General features: G+C 43.3%; 14 protein-coding genes and 12 tRNA genes. 9 read left to right on the top strand and 17 right to left on the bottom strand.

Annotation, left to right across the window (positions count from 1 at the left end; genetic code table 11):
* Nucleotides 1–122: 122 nt before the first annotated feature.
* The 9 genes from flgF (at nucleotide 123) to F9817_RS00090 (ending at nucleotide 11,180) form a co-directional block, all read left to right on the top strand.
* Nucleotides 123–872: a flagellar basal-body rod protein FlgF gene (gene flgF / locus F9817_RS00130; protein WP_161152928.1), complete on the top strand. Its 750-nt coding sequence runs from the start codon at nucleotides 123–125 to the stop codon at nucleotides 870–872.
* Between the two features lie 21 nt (nucleotides 873–893).
* A complete protein-coding gene (flgG, locus tag F9817_RS00125; protein ID WP_161152927.1) occupies nucleotides 894–1,682 on the top strand; it encodes a flagellar basal-body rod protein FlgG in 789 nt (262 codons plus the stop codon).
* 60 nt (nucleotides 1,683–1,742) lie between these two features.
* On the top strand, nucleotides 1,743–2,531 hold the full coding sequence (gene flgH, locus F9817_RS00120) for a flagellar basal body L-ring protein FlgH (RefSeq protein ID WP_161152926.1): 789 nt from the start codon (nucleotides 1,743–1,745) through the stop codon (nucleotides 2,529–2,531).
* 83 nt (nucleotides 2,532–2,614) lie between these two features.
* The gene (locus tag F9817_RS00115) at nucleotides 2,615–3,700 is read left to right on the top strand and encodes a flagellar basal body P-ring protein FlgI (RefSeq protein WP_161152925.1); all 1,086 of its coding nucleotides are present in this window, start codon (nucleotides 2,615–2,617) and stop codon (nucleotides 3,698–3,700) included.
* 11 nt (nucleotides 3,701–3,711) lie between these two features.
* Complete coding sequence (flgJ, locus tag F9817_RS00110; RefSeq protein ID WP_161152924.1) at nucleotides 3,712–4,659, top strand: flagellar assembly peptidoglycan hydrolase FlgJ; 948 nt, start codon at nucleotides 3,712–3,714, stop codon at nucleotides 4,657–4,659.
* Between the two features lie 218 nt (nucleotides 4,660–4,877).
* A complete protein-coding gene (gene flgK, locus F9817_RS00105) occupies nucleotides 4,878–6,782 on the top strand; it encodes a flagellar hook-associated protein FlgK (RefSeq protein ID WP_161152923.1) in 1,905 nt (634 codons plus the stop codon).
* Between the two features lie 14 nt (nucleotides 6,783–6,796).
* A complete protein-coding gene (flgL, locus tag F9817_RS00100; protein ID WP_161152922.1) occupies nucleotides 6,797–8,002 on the top strand; it encodes a flagellar hook-associated protein FlgL in 1,206 nt (401 codons plus the stop codon).
* A 380-nt stretch (nucleotides 8,003–8,382) separates the two neighbouring features.
* Complete coding sequence (locus F9817_RS00095; RefSeq protein WP_161152921.1) at nucleotides 8,383–9,522, top strand: flagellin; 1,140 nt, start codon at nucleotides 8,383–8,385, stop codon at nucleotides 9,520–9,522.
* 521 nt (nucleotides 9,523–10,043) lie between these two features.
* The gene (locus tag F9817_RS00090; RefSeq protein WP_161152920.1) at nucleotides 10,044–11,180 is read left to right on the top strand and encodes a flagellin; all 1,137 of its coding nucleotides are present in this window, start codon (nucleotides 10,044–10,046) and stop codon (nucleotides 11,178–11,180) included.
* Nucleotides 11,181–11,288: 108 nt separating this feature from the next.
* Here F9817_RS00090 and F9817_RS00085 read toward each other — a convergent pair.
* The 17 genes from F9817_RS00085 to lolB form a co-directional block, all read right to left on the bottom strand.
* Nucleotides 11,289–11,373: transfer RNA gene (locus F9817_RS00085), tRNA-Leu, on the bottom strand.
* Between the two features lie 56 nt (nucleotides 11,374–11,429).
* Nucleotides 11,430–11,503 (bottom strand) — tRNA-Gln (locus tag F9817_RS00080).
* Nucleotides 11,504–11,630: 127 nt separating this feature from the next.
* A tRNA-Met gene (locus F9817_RS00075) sits at nucleotides 11,631–11,707 on the bottom strand.
* Nucleotides 11,708–11,718: 11 nt separating this feature from the next.
* Nucleotides 11,719–11,803 (bottom strand) — tRNA-Leu (locus tag F9817_RS00070).
* Between the two features lie 65 nt (nucleotides 11,804–11,868).
* Nucleotides 11,869–11,953, bottom strand: a tRNA-Leu gene (locus F9817_RS00065).
* A 55-nt stretch (nucleotides 11,954–12,008) separates the two neighbouring features.
* Nucleotides 12,009–12,083: transfer RNA gene (locus tag F9817_RS00060), tRNA-Gln, on the bottom strand.
* Between the two features lie 28 nt (nucleotides 12,084–12,111).
* Nucleotides 12,112–12,196 (bottom strand) — tRNA-Leu (locus tag F9817_RS00055).
* 65 nt (nucleotides 12,197–12,261) lie between these two features.
* Nucleotides 12,262–12,346 (bottom strand) — tRNA-Leu (locus tag F9817_RS00050).
* Nucleotides 12,347–12,395: 49 nt separating this feature from the next.
* Nucleotides 12,396–12,472: transfer RNA gene (locus F9817_RS00045), tRNA-Met, on the bottom strand.
* A 78-nt stretch (nucleotides 12,473–12,550) separates the two neighbouring features.
* A tRNA-Gln gene (locus F9817_RS00040) sits at nucleotides 12,551–12,625 on the bottom strand.
* 28 nt (nucleotides 12,626–12,653) lie between these two features.
* A tRNA-OTHER gene (locus F9817_RS00035) sits at nucleotides 12,654–12,717 on the bottom strand.
* 49 nt (nucleotides 12,718–12,766) lie between these two features.
* Nucleotides 12,767–12,843 (bottom strand) — tRNA-Met (locus F9817_RS00030).
* Between the two features lie 273 nt (nucleotides 12,844–13,116).
* Nucleotides 13,117–14,208: a redox-regulated ATPase YchF gene (gene ychF, locus F9817_RS00025; protein ID WP_161152919.1), complete on the bottom strand. Its 1,092-nt coding sequence runs from the start codon at nucleotides 14,206–14,208 to the stop codon at nucleotides 13,117–13,119.
* Nucleotides 14,209–14,218: 10 nt separating this feature from the next.
* The gene (gene pth, locus F9817_RS00020) at nucleotides 14,219–14,809 is read right to left on the bottom strand and encodes an aminoacyl-tRNA hydrolase (RefSeq protein WP_161152918.1); all 591 of its coding nucleotides are present in this window, start codon (nucleotides 14,807–14,809) and stop codon (nucleotides 14,219–14,221) included.
* A 137-nt stretch (nucleotides 14,810–14,946) separates the two neighbouring features.
* A complete protein-coding gene (locus F9817_RS00015; RefSeq protein WP_161152917.1) occupies nucleotides 14,947–15,894 on the bottom strand; it encodes a ribose-phosphate pyrophosphokinase in 948 nt (315 codons plus the stop codon).
* Between the two features lie 29 nt (nucleotides 15,895–15,923).
* Nucleotides 15,924–16,811: a 4-(cytidine 5'-diphospho)-2-C-methyl-D-erythritol kinase gene (ispE, locus tag F9817_RS00010; RefSeq protein WP_202436291.1), complete on the bottom strand. Its 888-nt coding sequence runs from the start codon at nucleotides 16,809–16,811 to the stop codon at nucleotides 15,924–15,926.
* The gene (gene lolB / locus F9817_RS00005) at nucleotides 16,793–17,410 is read right to left on the bottom strand and encodes a lipoprotein insertase outer membrane protein LolB (RefSeq protein WP_161152915.1); all 618 of its coding nucleotides are present in this window, start codon (nucleotides 17,408–17,410) and stop codon (nucleotides 16,793–16,795) included. Before lolB ends, ispE begins: the two co-directional genes overlap by 19 nt.
* Nucleotides 17,411–17,477 lie beyond the last annotated feature (67 nt).

Raw genomic sequence — 17,477 nt, 5'->3', positions numbered from 1 at the left:
TTGTTATACCTTCCGATATATTTTCTCTACAAATAAAGCTAATAAATTGATTTAAATAGCAATTTTAAATTGGCACGCCTATTGCTTTATATAATCACAAGACGTGTTTATTGGAGCGAATTATGGACCGCGCACTGTATCTTGCCATGAGTGGCGCTAAACAAAATATGCAAGCCATGCAGCTACGAGCCAACAACTTGGCAAACGTGAGTACAACTGGCTTTCGCGCTGACTTAGAGCAAGCTCGGTCTATGCAGGCTTATGGTGAAGGTTTACCGAGCCGCGTATTCAGTATGACAGAACGACCAGGAAACGATTTCAAACAAGGCAGCGTGATTACTACAGGCCGGGATTTGGATATTACGATTCAGGGTCAGGGTTGGATCTCTGTGGTTGATAAAACCGGTAAAGAGGGATTAACACGTAACGGTAATTTGCGTATTGATCAAACGGGTCTGTTACTAAACGGCAATGGTTATCCAGTGCTGGGAGAAACAGGCGCACCGATCACACTACCTGTACCATTGAGTAAGATTGAGATTGGCAACGATGGAACAATTTCAGTACGACCTCAAGGGGCTCCACCGGATGCGATGGAAGTGGTTGACCGTATTAAATTGGTTAAGCCGAATGATCGTTCCTTATTTAAAGATGTGAATGGCCTATTTCGCGCGAAAGACCCAAATGCCACTTATGATGCGGATGCAAGTGTGAAAGTTCTAACGGGAGCGTTAGAGGGCAGTAACGTTAATGCGGTTGGTGAAATGACCAACCTAATCGATTTACAGCGTCGTTTTGAAATGCAAGTAAAAATGATGCGCACGGCAGAAGATAACGACAAGACGTCCGATTCGCTGCTCCGTATGAGTTAGTGAGAGTCACGGGAGTTAAGTATGCAACCAGCACTATGGGTCAGTAAGACCGGCTTAGACGCTCAGCAAACCAATATTGCGACGATATCGAACAACCTTGCCAACGCCTCAACCGTTGGCTTTAAAAAGAGTCGTGCGGTTTTTGAGGATCTGTTTTACCAAAACATTAACCAACCTGGCGGTCAAACATCGCAAAATACAGAGGCACCAAGTGGCCTGATGTTAGGCGCCGGTTCAAAAGTGGTAGCAACTCAAAAAGTACATACCAATGGTAATGCTCAGACTACATCTAACGCATTAGATATGATGATTGAAGGTGATGGTTTCTTCCAGATTCTAATGCCAGACGGCAACATTGGTTATACCCGTAATGGTCAGTTTACTCTAAATGATGAAGGCACCATCGTAACGTCAGGTAGTGGTTACCCATTACAGCCCCAAATCGTGGTGCCACAAAACGCTATTTCAATCACGATTGGTAACGATGGTGAAGTATCGGCACGTATCCGTGGCCAACAGAATAACCAAGTGTTAGGGCAAATTACGACCACTGATTTTATTAACCCTGGTGGTTTAGAGCCAATTGGTCAAAACCTTTACTTACCAACGGGCGCAAGTGGTGATCCACAAGAAGGGGTTCCGGGACTAGATGGTATGGGGAATATTCGACAAAACATGTTGGAAAGCTCTAACGTTAACGTCACTGAAGAACTCGTAAACATGATTGAAGCTCAGCGTGTCTATGAAATGAACTCTAAAGTGATCTCTGCCGTGGATAAAATGATGAGCTACGTGAATCAGCAGCTTTAAGTTTTTGGTTAAATTGATGTTGAGTTGATTAATATCAGCGTTAAGAGTGAGAGACACGGGATGAAGAAGTTAACAAGCCTATCATGTTTGGTGGTGTTGCTGTCGGGATGTAGTAACTTTCTGCAACAGAATACGCCGACTGAACAAACACCTACAGTGGTCGATGCCGTTGAAGGGAATACTTCTGCAAATAATTCATCGAAGGGTCTGGATGGATTGGTCGATACGCTGCGGCAAAGAACCGATCCCGTGCAAGATGATCCGGCATGGGCACCAGTGCGTCCGAAACAGAAACCCGAACATTATGCAGCAGAAACCGGCTCTTTGTTTAATCCTGATGGAGAGCGTGGATTATACGATGATTCAAAACCGCATGGTTTAGGTGACATCATTACTGTTAATCTCAATGAAAGCACTAAAGCGGCCAAAAGTGCAGATGCTGACCTATCGAAAAATAATGATGCTTCAATGGATCCACTGAGCGTCGGTGGGCAGGAGTTGAAGATGGGCAATTATAACTTCTCATATGCGCTGAAAAACGATAACAAATTCTCTGGTAGCTCTGCGGCAAACCAGAGTAATAGCATCAGTGGTTCGATTTCTGTTCAAGTTGTTGACGTTCTGGCGAATGGCAATTTAGTTATCCGCGGTGAAAAATGGATGACATTGAACACGGGTGATGAATATGTACGGCTAAGTGGTACGGTCCGACCAGATGATATTGCCAACGATAACACCATTGATTCTACAAGAATTGCGAATGCTCGAATTCAATATTCTGGTACTGGTAACCAACAAGATATGCAGGAACCTGGATTTTTGGCACGATTTTTTAATGTCTCCCTATAGACAAGATCTCGACGTCGAAGATTTGACAGTATAATGATGAAAATGAGGTCTATATGGCCTCATTTTTTTATAAGGGTTATCCAATGAAAAAGCTCACCTTCGTGATATTAATGTTCGTTGTTGCAAGCGTTCAAGCCGCTCGCATCAAGGATGTAGCTCAGGTTGCGGGCGTGCGTAGTAACCAGTTAGTTGGCTATGGTCTTGTGACCGGTCTGCCAGGCACTGGAGAATCGACACCATTTACCGACCAAAGCTTTAATACCATGCTGCAGAAGTTCGGCATTCAATTGCCGGAGGGTACTAGCCCTAAAACCAAAAACGTTGCCGCTGTGATGGTAACCGCTGAATTGCCAGCGTTTTCGAAGCCCGGTCAAGAAGTGGATGTCACGGTATCATCGATTGGTTCTGCTAAGAGTCTGCGGGGCGGTACTTTAATGCAAACGATGCTTAAAGGTCTTGATGGCAAGGTGTATGCAGTCGCTCAGGGTAACTTAGTTGTCAGTGGCTTCAGTGCTACTGGTGCTGACGGTTCTAAACTGGTTGGCAATACGCCGACGGTAGGTATGATTTCTAGTGGCGCGACGGTTGAACGTGAAATACCAAGTCCATTTAGCCGCGGTGATTACATCACTTTTAATTTATTCCAATCAGACTTTACAACCGCACAACGTCTTGCTGATGCGGTGAATAATTTCTTAGGGCCTAATATGGCCTCTCCAGTAGATGCCACATCGATTAAGGTCAGAGCGCCGAGAGATGTCAGCCAACGAGTTGCTTTTCTATCTACTATTGAAAACCTAGAGTTTAATCCAGCAGATGGTGCTGCGAAAATTATCGTAAACTCTCGTACCGGTACCATTGTTGTCGGTGAACATGTTCGTCTTAAACCAGCTGCGGTCACTCATGGTGGTATGACTGTCGCTATTAAGGAAAATCTTAATGTGAGTCAACCTAATGGGTTTTCTGGTGGTCAGACTGCTGTTGTCCCCGATTCTGATATTGAAGTGTCAGAGAAGAAAGGCAAGATGTTTAAATTCCAAACAGGGACGACATTGGATGATCTTGTGAGAGCCGTCAATGAAGTTGGGGCGGCACCTTCTGACTTAATGGCCATTCTCCAAGCATTAAAACAAGCTGGAGCTATTGAAGGCCAATTGATCATTATCTAGGGAGCAGTGGCATGGCAAACTCAATCAATAACGCAAATGACATTGGCTTTATCCAAGATATTGCTGGACTTGATAGCCTTCGTAAAAAAGCGGTGAAAGGGGATAAAGCTTCTGAGAAAGAAGCTTTGCAAGCGGCGGCGCGTCAGTTTGAATCTATTTTTACGTCGATGATGTTAAAGTCGATGCGTGATGCAAACTCTGCGTTTAAATCTGGCATGTTTGATAGCCAAGCAGGCGACATGTATCAAAAAATGAAAGATGAACAGATGGCAAGCAGCTTAAGTGCTCATGGCTCATTAGGACTTGCTGATATGATAGTTAAACAGCTTTCTCAGGCTAACCTAGTGAATGATCAAGGTGAGCGAACTTTCCATGATGCAATGGAACGTGTTCATCAAGTCAGAGCAGAGAAAGCTTCAGAGCAGTTGGCAACACCGATACATGTATCTTCAGAACCAGCTACAAAAGTGCCAGTAAGCAGCACTGCAACCAAATTTGATTCGCCACAGTCTTTTGTCAAAACAATGAAGCCTTATGCAGATAAAGCCGCCAAAATGCTAGGGGTTGATTCTACCTTGTTATTGGCTCAAGCCGCTCTAGAGACCGGTTGGGGACAAAAAATGGTGAAGAATGCGCGTGAAACAAGTAATAACCTTTTCAATATAAAAGCAAGCTCTGGATGGAAAGGGGATAAGATCGCGACTCAAACACTGGAATATCAAGATAATACCCCAGTGATGGAAAAAGCTGCTTTTCGTGCTTACCCAAGTTATCAAGCCAGTTTTGATGATTATGTGCACTTCTTGAAGAACAATCCTCGTTACAGTAATGCGCTTGCTCAGAAAGGGGATGAAAACTTTATCCGTAATGTCCATCAGGCAGGTTATGCAACTGATCCAAATTACGCAGATAAGGTATTGAAATTGAAATCGCAAATCGAATCGATGAACAAGATTTAATCTTATAACCGAGTGACAGATTTGTAGATAGAGTCGTTCTACGTAGAAAATCGTATGCCGGTTGCTGTTTGGGTAACCGGTATTTTATTTTCGACCTCCTTGTTTTTCTTCTTATATTTCTACCGCTTACCGACTAAAACATTAATTGGCATATATGTTGCTTTATCTCTGTAGGGAGCCAGTTTTTGCTGGTGTTTTTACAGGTTTTTGGGGGCAATATGGCGTCTGATCTTCTGAATATAGGTAGGCAAAGTGTTCTTACCTCTCAGAGACAACTCAATACCACTGGTCATAACATTTCTAATGTTAATACAGAGGGTTACAGCCGTCAGTCTGTGATCCAAGGGACCAATATGCCTCGCCAATTTGGTGGGCAAACTTATGGTATGGGTGTCCATGTGGACAATGTTCGCCGCTCTTGGGATCAATTTGCCGTTAAAGAGCTGAACCTTGCCACTACCAACTTCTCAAATAAGCGCGATCACGAAGAAAATTTAGAAATGCTCTCTAAGTTACTTTCTTCGGTTGCTTCAAAGAAAATCCCTCAAAATTTAAACGATTGGTTTGATGCGGTAAAAACATCATCCGATACACCAAATGATGTTGGTGCGCGTAAAGTCGTGTTAGAAAAAGCCAACATTATTGCGCAGAACTTAAATGACTTTCACGAGACGGTTCGTCGTCAATACGAAAATACAAACGAAGGGTTAACCGTTGGGATTAAACGCATTAACCAACTGGCCATTGAAATTCGTGATTTACAACGTTTGATGATGAGAGAACCCGGTCCACATAATGATTTGATGGACAAGCACGAAAAATTAATTAAAGAGCTTTCACAATATACCAAAGTTACGGTAACCCCACGTAAAAATGGTGAAGGTTTTAACGTCCACATCGGTAATGGCAATACCTTGGTTTCTGGCACAGAAGCGAGTCAATTAAAAATGATTGATGGGTATCCAGATGTTAAACAGCGTCGTTTGGCCATGGTAGAAGGTGGTGCGGTTAAACCGATTACTCATCGTGATATCGGCGGTAAGCTTGGTGCTTTATTTGAAATGCGTGATAAAAACATTCCCGATCTTTTGGATGAAATTGGTCGTATGTCAACGGCATTTTCCTACCAAGTGAACAAACTACAAAAACAAGGTTTAGATCTCAATGGTGATGTTGGCGATGACTTATTTACCGATGTTAACTCAGAACGTATTGCTAAATCACGTGTAGTAACAGCCAGTAACTCAAGTGCTGATATGGCGGTTTATATTGATGATGTATCTGCACTCAAAGGTGGTGAGTATTCCCTGCAATACGATGGCAGTGATTATATTGCCGCCATGCCCAATGGCGATAAAAAAACCTTAATCGAAAGTGGTGGCAATCTGTATGTGCAGAACGCTAATGGTGATCTCAGCGAATTAGACGGGATGCGGATTCAGGTCAATAACGCGCCTGATACAGGGGAACGCGTGTTGATTCGTCCAACTCGAAGTGGTGCTGGTGATATTAAAGTTCAGTTTACCGATGCGGAGAAGCTTGCTGCTCAAAGTTATGAGGCATCAAATACATTTGCTCAAGGTAAAGCTAAGTTCACTATCAAAGAAGCTGGCGCTCTGCGAGAGTTCCAAGTCGTGATTAATGATAAAGGCGATATGTTTTCGATTCGTGATAAGAACGGCAAAGTGTTGCTGGACAATCAAGCCTATCCACCAAGCGGACCGGTCAGCTACCAAGGTACACAGTTTGAGTTAACCTCAGGGGCATTACCCAAAGATAAATTTACCGCCAACCTTGTCCCTTCTGAAGGAGATAACGGTAACTTGCGTAAGATGATTGATATTCAAAATGCGAAAAATTTGGATGATAACGAGTCCACGTTGATCGATGTTTATCACAACTTGAATACCAATACTGGGTTGAAGCTATCTACAGCATCACGCTTGACGGATGTTGCGCGTTTAGAGCAGCAAAACGCAGCGGATCGAGTGGCTTCTGTTTCCGGGGTAAACTTGGATGAAGAAGCGGCTAATATGATGAAATTTCAGCAGGCGTATATGGCATCGTCTCGTATCATCCAAGCTGCTAATGATACGTTCAAAACAATATTGGCATTGAGATAGAGGGAGGAGAGTAAATGATCAACCGTATCTCTAGCTTCCACAACTATCAGACTGTGCAAAATGATTTACGTCGTCAGGAAACAAAAGTTCACCATAACCAAGCGCAATTAGCGTCAGGTAAAAAATTGTTATCAGCGGCAGATAATCCATTGGCGACTCATTACATTCAAAATGTATCTCAACAAGAAGAGCAGGTTCGTCAGTATCTCGATGCTATTACATTGGTCCGAAATCGACTAGAGCACCAAGAAGTGTTGATGTCTAATGCGGAAGATTTTGCTGATGATGCGACACGTAATGTGATGGAAATGATTAACGGTTCATTATCACCACAAGATCGCGAAGCACATGCCCGAGAACTTGAAGAGATGGGAAGTAACTTTCTCAATTTGGCTAATTCACAGGATGAATCCGGTAACTATATTTTTGCTGGCACCAAGCCTAAAAATCAGCCATTTTTTCGGGATAACGAAGGCAATGTTTCTTATTCCGGTGATGATTACCAGCGCAAAATGCGTATTTCAAATAGTCAAGAAATGCCATTTAACAGTCCTGGTAGCAAGTTATTCATGGAAATTGATAATCCATTTGGTGATTACGAACCTGATTATAAGTTGAATAAGGGCTCAGAGTTACTGCTTGAGCGCGCAACCAATACTGATACTAACGACGACTCAACCTATAAAGTGACCTTTAATAAATTACCAACAGGTAAATTTGGTTATCAGTTATCACAAAACGGCAGCGTTGTTCAGGCGAGTGAATTTGATCCTAAAGAAGGGATTAAATATCAAAGCGGCAATAATGTACTCACAATTCACGTGAAAGGGCAAATTACCGCCGGTGACGAATTGGATTTAACACCGCGTAAAACGTACAGCATTTTCGATAGTTTTAAAGATGCCGTCGAATATTCAAAAGCTTCGGTTTCAGATGCTTCTGCCACCGCCAAACTTCAACAAGCGACGGAAGAACTGCATCATGCGTTTATTCATTTGAATAAAGCACGAACTGATATCGGTGCGCGACTTGATACGTTAGATATTCAAGAAGAACAACATCAGGATTTCAAGCTGAGTTTAGCTAAGTCTAAAAGCGAATTTGAAGATCTTGATTATTCGGATGCCGTTATTGAATTCAATGAAAATACGCGAGCTTTAGAAGCGTCACAGAAAGCATTTGGTAAAACGAAAGATTTAACTTTATTTAATTATATCTAACCTTCAATGCCTTACGTGCAATGCCGTATGAGCGAAGGGAGTTTGGTTAAATATTGGCCTGAAAGTTGCTCTATCTACTAGGTAGGCAAAAAGCGGCAACTGAGCGGCAACGCCCTCTGTAGCTGGTGGCAATCTAAATGCTTATGCAATAGATTGTATTGATCGTTATATATGTAACCAATTGAATAAGCTGAATAATTTAATTTTTTAATTCCCAGCTTATAAGTTGGCACAGTAATTGAATTAAACAATTTATAGGGTGAATACCCGATTAAACTGGCATTGAGCTGGTTTAACCCAGTGATTACCGGTCATGCTTCCAAACAGAGTAAAGCTGACCGCTTCGCAAAGGGCTTGCGAACTCGACAGGAGAGCAAACTATGACCATTAACGTAAATACTAACGTCTCGGCAATGACGGCTCAGCGTTACCTAAACAAAGCTTCAAACGAACTTAATACGTCAATGGAGCGTTTGTCATCAGGTAACCGTATTAACAGTGCAAAAGATGATGCAGCGGGTCTACAAATATCAAACCGTTTGAGCGCGCAGTCTCGTGGTTTGGAAGTAGCAATGCGTAACGCCAATGACGGAATTTCAATTGCCCAAACAGCTGAAGGGGCAATGAATGAATCGACTAACATTTTACAGCGTATGCGTGATTTGGCTTTGCAATCCGCTAACGGTACCAACTCGGCATCTGAACGTAAGGCGTTGAATGAAGAATCGACAGCTTTGCAAGATGAGTTGAATCGAATTGCTGAAACGACATCATTTGGTGGTCGTAAGTTACTGAACGGTACTTTTGGTGAGTCTGCATTCCAAATCGGTTCGAGCTCAGGTGAAGCGATCATCGTTGGTTTAACCAGTGTTCGTGCTGATGATTATCGTATGGGTGGCGAAACTTTTAAAGCGTTAAACGGTAAAACAAAAGATTGGGGGGTTCCTCCACAAGGACGCGATCTTAAGTTTGAATACACTGATGGCGCAGGTAAACCTGTAACAATCGATATTATGGCAAAACCAGGTGATGATATTGAGGAACTTGCTACCTATATCAATGGTCAAACAGATGACTTGAAAGCCTCTGTCGACCAAGATGGTAAGTTACAATTATTTATGCCTCAGTACGGCATGCAAGGTAACCTAAATATATCGGGTGGTTTAGCTTCTGAATTAGGCCTTAATGGCGGCCCCGGTCAAAAAACTACAGTTAATGATATTGATATTACTACAGTTGGTGGTTCACAAAACGCGGTTGGTGTGCTCGATGCTGCGTTAAAATACGTGGATGCGCAGCGTGCAGACCTTGGTGCAAAACAAAACCGCTTGGGTCATAGCATCAGTAACTTATCTAACATTCAAGAAAACGTGGAAGCATCAAAAAGTCGTATTAAAGATACCGACTTTGCGAAAGAAACCACTGAACTTACCAAAGCACAAATTCTGCAACAGGCTGGGACATCTATCCTTGCCCAAGCGAAACAGTTGCCAAATGCTGCAATGAAATTATTGCAGTAATCTTGGAGGCTTCATCAATGAGCTCAGACGTGAGTGTGTGATGAGGCTTCTTTGGCAACGTATGATTATTGAAATGTAAAAAGCTCTCTCAATCAAACCTGCTTTTTATTTGATGTAGTCATGCGAATGGTCAGCCATGTGTTCATTTCTCTTGATCTCCACATTGGCGATGGCTAAATACCAATAGCCCCGGTTCTCTCAAAGGAAAGGGGCTTTTCTTTTTCTCCATTCTGACTTCTCTCCATCTTGTTATTTATTTACTGAGTCTTTTATTAAGATAAAACCATTCGTCAGATCTATAGAAAACTTTAGCGATTTCTTGGTGTTTCTTTGTGTTTCGTGTGAGTGAGCACAACTTGGTGAATCTTCCTACGATTTGGTTCTTTTTTATCCGCTTTATCTAAAGTAGCCGATAAATAGGCCGCTATTAGAGATAACTTTGAGAGAACTACTGGTTTTCCGAGACGTCGGAAACCGCTCGGGAGTTCCGCTAAGTCGGAAAATCACTAGGAGGCACCACAATGGCGGTAAATGTTAATACGAACGTGTCAGCAATGACGGCACAGCGTTACTTGAATAGCGCGAGCGCAGCTCAGCAAAATTCAATGGAACGGTTATCTTCAGGGTTTCGCATTAATAGCGCTAAGGATGATGCAGCTGGGCTGCAAATTTCGAATCGCTTAAATGTTCAGAGTCGTGGTTTAGACGTCGCTGTACGAAATGCGAATGATGGTATCTCTATTGCGCAGACAGCTGAAGGCGCAATGAAAGAGACAACCAATATTCTACAACGCATACGTGATCTATCTTTACAATCGTCTAACGGCTCAAACTCTAAGTCTGATCGTCAAGCGATTCAGGAAGAAGTGACGGCTTTGAATGACGAACTTAACCGTGTGGCGGAAACCACCTCATTTGGTGGAAATAAGCTACTCAATGGTACATTTGGTAGTAAGGCATTTCAAATCGGCGCAATGAGTGGCGAGGCGGTAAATCTTAACCTTAACAGTATGCGCAGTGACACAAGCTTGATGGGTGGCAGTGCGTATGTTGCTCAAAATAGTAAGGGCAAAGATTGGAGCGTTAAAGAGGGCGCGAATGATCTAACGATTACTCTCAAAGATAAAATGAGTGGCCAAGATCAAACGATCAATATTAAAGCAAAAAAAGGCGATGATATTGAAGAGTTAGCAACCTATATAAATGGTCAAACCAATCTAATATCAGCATCCGTTGATCAAGATGGTAAGCTGCAAATGTTTACCGACAGTAGCAAAGTGTCTGGCCCATTAACATTCGGTGGCAGTTTAGCTGGTGAGCTTAATATGGGAGCTGGCAAAGCAGAAACGGTTAATGATATTGATGTGACGACGGTCGGAGGCGCTCAGCAAGCTGTTGCTGTAGTCGACTCAGCATTGAAATATGTTGATAGTAACCGGGCGGAATTGGGTGCATTCCAAAACCGATTTGGACATGCAATTAGCAACTTAGATAACATTAACGAAAATGTGAATGCATCTAAGAGTCGTATTAAAGATACGGATTTTGCCAAAGAAACAACGGCATTAACGAAGTCACAAATACTGGGGCAAGCATCAAGCTCAGTATTGGCTCAAGCAAAACAGGCGCCTCAAGCGGCACTTGCGTTACTTGGTTAAAAGATATTTCCCCTTTCAAAGACCAAAATCCAGCTTCGGCTGGATTTTTTTGTCTAGGTATAACCACCAGATAAAACAAAACCCAGCCGAAGCTGGGTTTTGTTAATATGGTGCGGAAGGGGAGACTTGAACTCCCACACCTTGCGGCGCCAGAACCTAAATCTGGTGCGTCTACCAATTTCGCCACTTCCGCAACTTATTCTGTAGATAACTCGACTCGGATAGACTATATCGAATCATCGTTGTGTATGGCAGGTCTACCAGGATTCGAACCTGGGATGACGGGATCAGAACCCGTAGCCTTACCGCTTGGCGATAGACCTGCGGTAAACTCACTTGAAGCACTGGTGCGGAGATAAGAATTAGGCTCTTAAGCTCGTTGAAAGCGGCACGCTATATAGTGTCAGTCAATTCTCTAACCGAGAGGTTGGATCAAGTGAAAATTATAAATGGTGGCTACGACGGGATTCGAACCTGTGACCCCATCATTATGAGTGATGTGCTCTAACCAACTGAGCTACGTAGCCACTCTAAATAGTGGTGCGGAAGGGGAGACTTGAACTCCCACACCTTGCGGCGCCAGAACCTAAATCTGGTGCGTCTACCAATTTCGCCACTTCCGCAACTTGTTCTGTAGATAANNTGACTTGGATAGACAATCAAATCATCGTTGTAATATGGCAGGTCNTGGTGCGGAAGGGGAGACTTGAACTCCCACACCTTGCGGCGCCAGAACCTAAATCTGGTGCGTCTACCAATTTCGCCACTTCCGCAACTTGTTCTGTAGATAANNTGACTTGGATAGACAATCAAATCATCGTTGTAATATGGCAGGTCTACCTGGATTCGAACCAGGGNATGGCGGCATCAAAAGCCGCTGCCTTACCACTTGGCGATAGACCTACGGTGATAGCTAATGCTATCTAAATANTGGTGCGGAAGGGGAGACTTGAACTCCCACACCTTGCGGCGCCAGAACCTAAATCTGGTGCGTCTACCAATTTCGCCACTTCCGCAACTTGTTCTGTAGATAANNTGACTTGGATAGACAATCAAATCATCGTTGTAATATGGCAGGTCNTGGTGCGGAAGGGGAGACTTGAACTCCCACACCTTGCGGCGCCAGAACCTAAATCTGGTGCGTCTACCAATTTCGCCACTTCCGCACATTAAATTGTAATTTCCTAAAAACTCTAGCAAAAAGTGCTTAGGAAATGGTGGCTACGACGGGATTCGAACCTGTGACCCCATCATTATGAGTGATGTGCTCTAACCAACTGAGCTACGTAGCCGTTTTTCGAGCGAGACAATATAATACAATCTCACTCTGAGTTCCAATACTTTTTTAAGTATTGATACTTACTGAAATATGGCAGGTCTACCTGGATTCGAACCAGGGGATGGCGGCATCAAAAGCCGCTGCCTTACCACTTGGCGATAGACCTAAGGTGATAGCTAATGCTATCTAAATAGTGGTGCGGAAGGGGAGACTTGAACTCCCACACCTTGCGGCGTCTACCAATTTCGCCACTTCCGCACATTAAATTGTAATTTCCTAAAAACTCTAGCAAAAAGTGCTTAGGAAATGGTGGCTACGACGGGATTCGAACCTGTGACCCCATCATTATGAGTGATGTGCTCTAACCAACTGAGCTACGTAGCCATTTTTGTCTCTTTCAAGAAGTTGCCTTCTTGTTGAGAACGGAGCGCATTATGCGGATATGACCGTGTACCGTCAACAGTTTTTTTGAATAAATTCCCGAAAAGTGACTGTTCGGTTTTTTTTTAGACGAAGAGGCGCGTTTATGATCAAAAACTGCTAGCAAAACAACATTTTTATTCATATTGAGCCGAGTCAATTTTGCAGCTTTCTTTTGCCAAAAGAAAAAGCCAACCGCAGGCGGTTGGCTTTTTGAACAGTAAACAGAATTAATGCTTAGACATTGAAGCGGAAGTGAACTACATCACCGTCTTTAACGATGTAGTCTTTACCTTCAAGACGCCATTTACCTGCTTCTTTTGCGCCGTTTTCACCGCGGTATTGAATAAAGTCGTCATAACCGACAACTTCAGCACGGATAAAACCACGTTCGAAGTCAGTGTGAATCTTACCTGCTGCTTGAGGTGCTGTTGCTCCTACAGGAATTGTCCATGCGCGAACTTCTTTAACACCAGCAGTGAAGTAGGTTTGAAGATCTAACAATTCGTAGCCAGAACGAATAACGCGATTTAAACCTGGCTCCTCAATGCCAAGATCGGCTAGGAATTCGTCACGTTCTTCATCTTCGAGCTCTGCCATTTCAGATTCAATTGCAGCACAAACAGGCACTACAACTGCATTTTCTTTCTCAGCATGTTCACGAACAGCGTCAAGATAGGGGTTTTCTTCAAAGCCATCTTCGTTAACGTTTGCAATGTACATGGTTGGCTTAAGGGTTAAGAAGTTTAGATAACCTACAGCGGTTAACTCTTCTTTACTTAATTCAACCGAGCGAGCAGAACCGCCTTCAGTGAATACTGGAAGCAGTTTTTCTAGGACTGAAATTTCAAACTTCGCCTCTTTATCACCGCCTTTCGCACGTTTTGCTTGGCGTTGCATTGCTCGCTCACAACTGTCTAAGTCAGCAAGTGCTAGCTCTAAGTTGATGACTTCAATATCTTCAAGTGGCGATACTTTACCGGCTACGTGAACGATGTTTTCGTTTTCAAAACAACGAACAACATGACCGATAGCGTCAGTTTCGCGGATGTTCGCTAGGAATTTGTTACCTAAACCTTCACCTTTAGAAGCGCCGGCAACGAGTCCTGCGATATCCACAAATTCCATGGTTGTCGGTAAAATACGCTCTGGGTTAACGATTTCTGCGAGTGCATCTAAACGCAAATCCGGAACAGGAACGACACCTGTATTTGGTTCGATGGTACAAAACGGGAAGTTAGCCGCTTCAATACCTGCTTTAGTAAGCGCATTAAAAAGAGTCGATTTACCAACATTTGGTAAACCCACAATGCCACATTTAAAACCCATGACTATAACCTTATTCAGCTTTGAACGTGTGTAAGCGGTTTTGTGCTTTCGTTAGACCATCTTTAAGCAAAATGTCGAGACAACGAACGGATTCATCGACCACGGCGTCTAAACACTCCTGCTCTTTAGCGGGAGCTTTGCCTAACACATAGCCTGCTACTTTATCTTTGTGTCCGGGATGACCAATGCCAATCCGCAGACGGTAAAATTCTTTGTTGTTACCTAATTTAGAGATGGTGTCTTTTAGACCATTATGGCCACCATGACCTCCTCCCTTTTTGAACTTAGCCACACCTGGAGGAAGATCAAGTTCATCATGTGCGATCATGATTTCTTCCGGTGCAATCTGGTAAAACTTCGCCATAGCAGAGACCGCTTTACCAGATAAGTTCATAAATGTTGTGGGGATCAGTAAACGAAGATCTGAGCCATTAACCGTAATACGCGCTGTAAGACCATAGAACTTAGGTTCATTTTTTAATGGCGTATTGGTGATACGTGCCAATTCTTCAATTACCCACGCACCAGCATTGTGGCGTGTTCTGGTGTATTCAGGCCCCGGATTACCTAATCCGACTAATAATTTTATTGGTTGACTCAAGGTTATTATCCCTTCGTAAACAGAAAAGCGCCGTATGATAGCACAGATTTACTGATTGGCGCGAGATAGGGCGAATAGCGGGTAAATAAAAAGCGCCTTACCAAACCGATAAGGCGCTTTATTATTCAACTGGACGTTTATTGATTAAACATCGCTGAAATAGATTCTTCGTTACTGATGCGACGAATAGCTTCTGCAAGCATAGTTGAAAGGGTCAATTGACATACTTTGCCAGTTGCCGCCATTTCTTTGCTCAATGTGATTGAATCGGTCACGATGACTTGATCCAACACTGAACTTTTGATGTTTTTCGCTGCATTACCGGAGAAAACAGCGTGAGTTGCGTAAGCAAATACACGTTTTGCGCCGCGGTTTTTCAATGCTTCAGCTGCTTTACAAAGAGTACCACCTGTATCGATCATGTCATCAACGATGATGCAGTCACGACCTTCAACGTCACCGATAAGGTTCATTACTTCAGAAACGTTTGCACGAGGGCGACGTTTATCAACGATAGCAATGTCGATATCACCCATAGCTTTCGCAGTTGCACGAGCGCGAACAACACCGCCAAGGTCAGGAGAAACAACGACTGGATCTTCTAAATCACGTTCGATCATGTCTTCTAGAAGTACTGGTGTGCCGAAAATGTTATCAACAGGAACGTCGAAGAAACCTTGGATTTGTTCAGCATGAAGGTCGATGGTAAGAACGCGGTCAACACCCACGTTAGATAGGAAATCAGCAACAACTTTAGCTGTGATTGGCACACGAGCAGAACGTACGCGGCGATCTTGGCGAGCATAACCAAAATAAGGGATTACAGCAGTAATACGGCCTGCTGAAGCGCGGCGCATTGCATCAATCATCACCACCAGTTCCATTAGGTTGTCGTTGGTTGGTGCACAAGTTGATTGAATAATAAATACATCACTACCACGAACGTTCTCGTTGATTTGTACTGCAACTTCACCGTCAGAGAAACGGGAAACTGTAGCATCACCAAGAGAAATGTAGAGACGATCAGCAATACGTTGGGCTAGTTCAGGTGTGGCGTTACCAGCAAATAGCTTCATATCAGGCACGGTGGAAACCTCAGGGTTGCGTCCAGTTTTTAAATAGAAAGGGTCTGTGCTGCACTATAGGCAGCAAGTGTCTCTTTTAGCGGGGATATATTGCGCCCTTGGGCGACAAACGCTGAGACATTATCAACAAGTTTGGCAAGGACAGCGGTTGCTTCTTGCTCACTGGAAAACTCAGCAAAAATGCAAGATCCCGTCCCGGTCAATCTTGACGGCGCGTATTGTAGCAGCCAAAAAAGTTTCTTATCAACCTCTGGGTACAGTAATCGGACAATTTTTTCGCAATCGTTTTCGTATGGTGACTCTAGAAGGGTTGATAATCCTCGCTTAGGCGTATTTCTTGTGAGATCCGGATGAGTGAAAATATCTTTGGTCGAAATGGCAACATTAGGGCGAATCACCAAGTACCATTTTTCTTCTGGTTCAACTTGGGATAATTTTTCACCGACCCCTTCGGCAAAGGCAGCGAATCCTTTCACAAAAACGGGAACATCAGCGCCAAGTGCCAGTCCAATTTCTGCCAGTTGATCGTCGCTTAAATTGGTTTGCCAGATAAGATTTAATGCAACCAATGCTGTTGCCGCATTGGATGAGCCTCCGCCAATGCCGCCACCCATGGGCAATACTTTGTTCAGTTGTATGTCTGCGCCCAATGCTGTGTTTGTCTGTGTTTGCAGGGCGGTGGCTGCCTGCCAAATGAGGTTTGATTCTAAAGGTAACCCTGCAATCTCAGGAGTAATCGTTATCTCTCCAGATTGATTGGGCGTAATGGCAAGCTCATCGCCATAATCTAAAAACTGAAATAACGTTTGCAGTTCATGATACCCATTGTCTCTTTGCCCATTGATGTATAAAAACAGATTTAGTTTGGCGGGCGAAGGCCAGTGAGTTGTGGTGCTTATCATTGTGGCAGAGTCCATTTGGTAATAACGATGTGTAATTTAGTTTGGTTTTGCACCAATTTTAGCTTAGTTGGAAGAGGTAGCGTCTCTTTCCCCTTTGGATATTCGCCGTAATCAGTGTAAGTAACTAACCAACGTTGTCCCCCGATGGTTTTGACTAATGATGCCAGAGTATTGTTGGTGTTGAGAATATAATCATCCGCGTTACTTGGTAGGCCTACAATCCAATCTTGGAGTGATTTTAATGGCAGAACTAACCCAGTTAAACGAGTAATGAGTACCTCAGGATTTGGGTCTGTAAATACTTGGTCATCATACGTTTCTACTTTTGCACCGTGACTGTCTACCGTAAGGTGCAGCACAGTTTGGCCAAGAAAGTTGGTTAAACGCAAGTCTGTTTTATCGGGTGATTTTATCCATTGAAAATTCATGGATTGGCGCTTCTGCGGTGAAATATAGCCTAATTTACCGGACAGACGGTATTGATCGAGTTGTTCTAATTTAGTTTGATGTGCCTGCCAGTTTACCTGCGTTACTGGCGTTTGTACTGTGGTACAGCCGGCAAGTGTCATGAGTAGAGCGAATATTAAATAAAGTCTTTTACTAGCCAAAGTCATTATGGAAATCTCATCCTTTATAGAGGAAGTTTTTCTATTTTATAACCGTATATAAGTATATATAGAT

It is taken from the genome of Vibrio eleionomae (genome assembly GCF_009874545.1).
GTDB lineage: Bacteria > Pseudomonadota > Gammaproteobacteria > Enterobacterales > Vibrionaceae > Vibrio > Vibrio nitrifigilis.
This window is presented reverse-complemented; position numbering and strand designations above follow the sequence as displayed.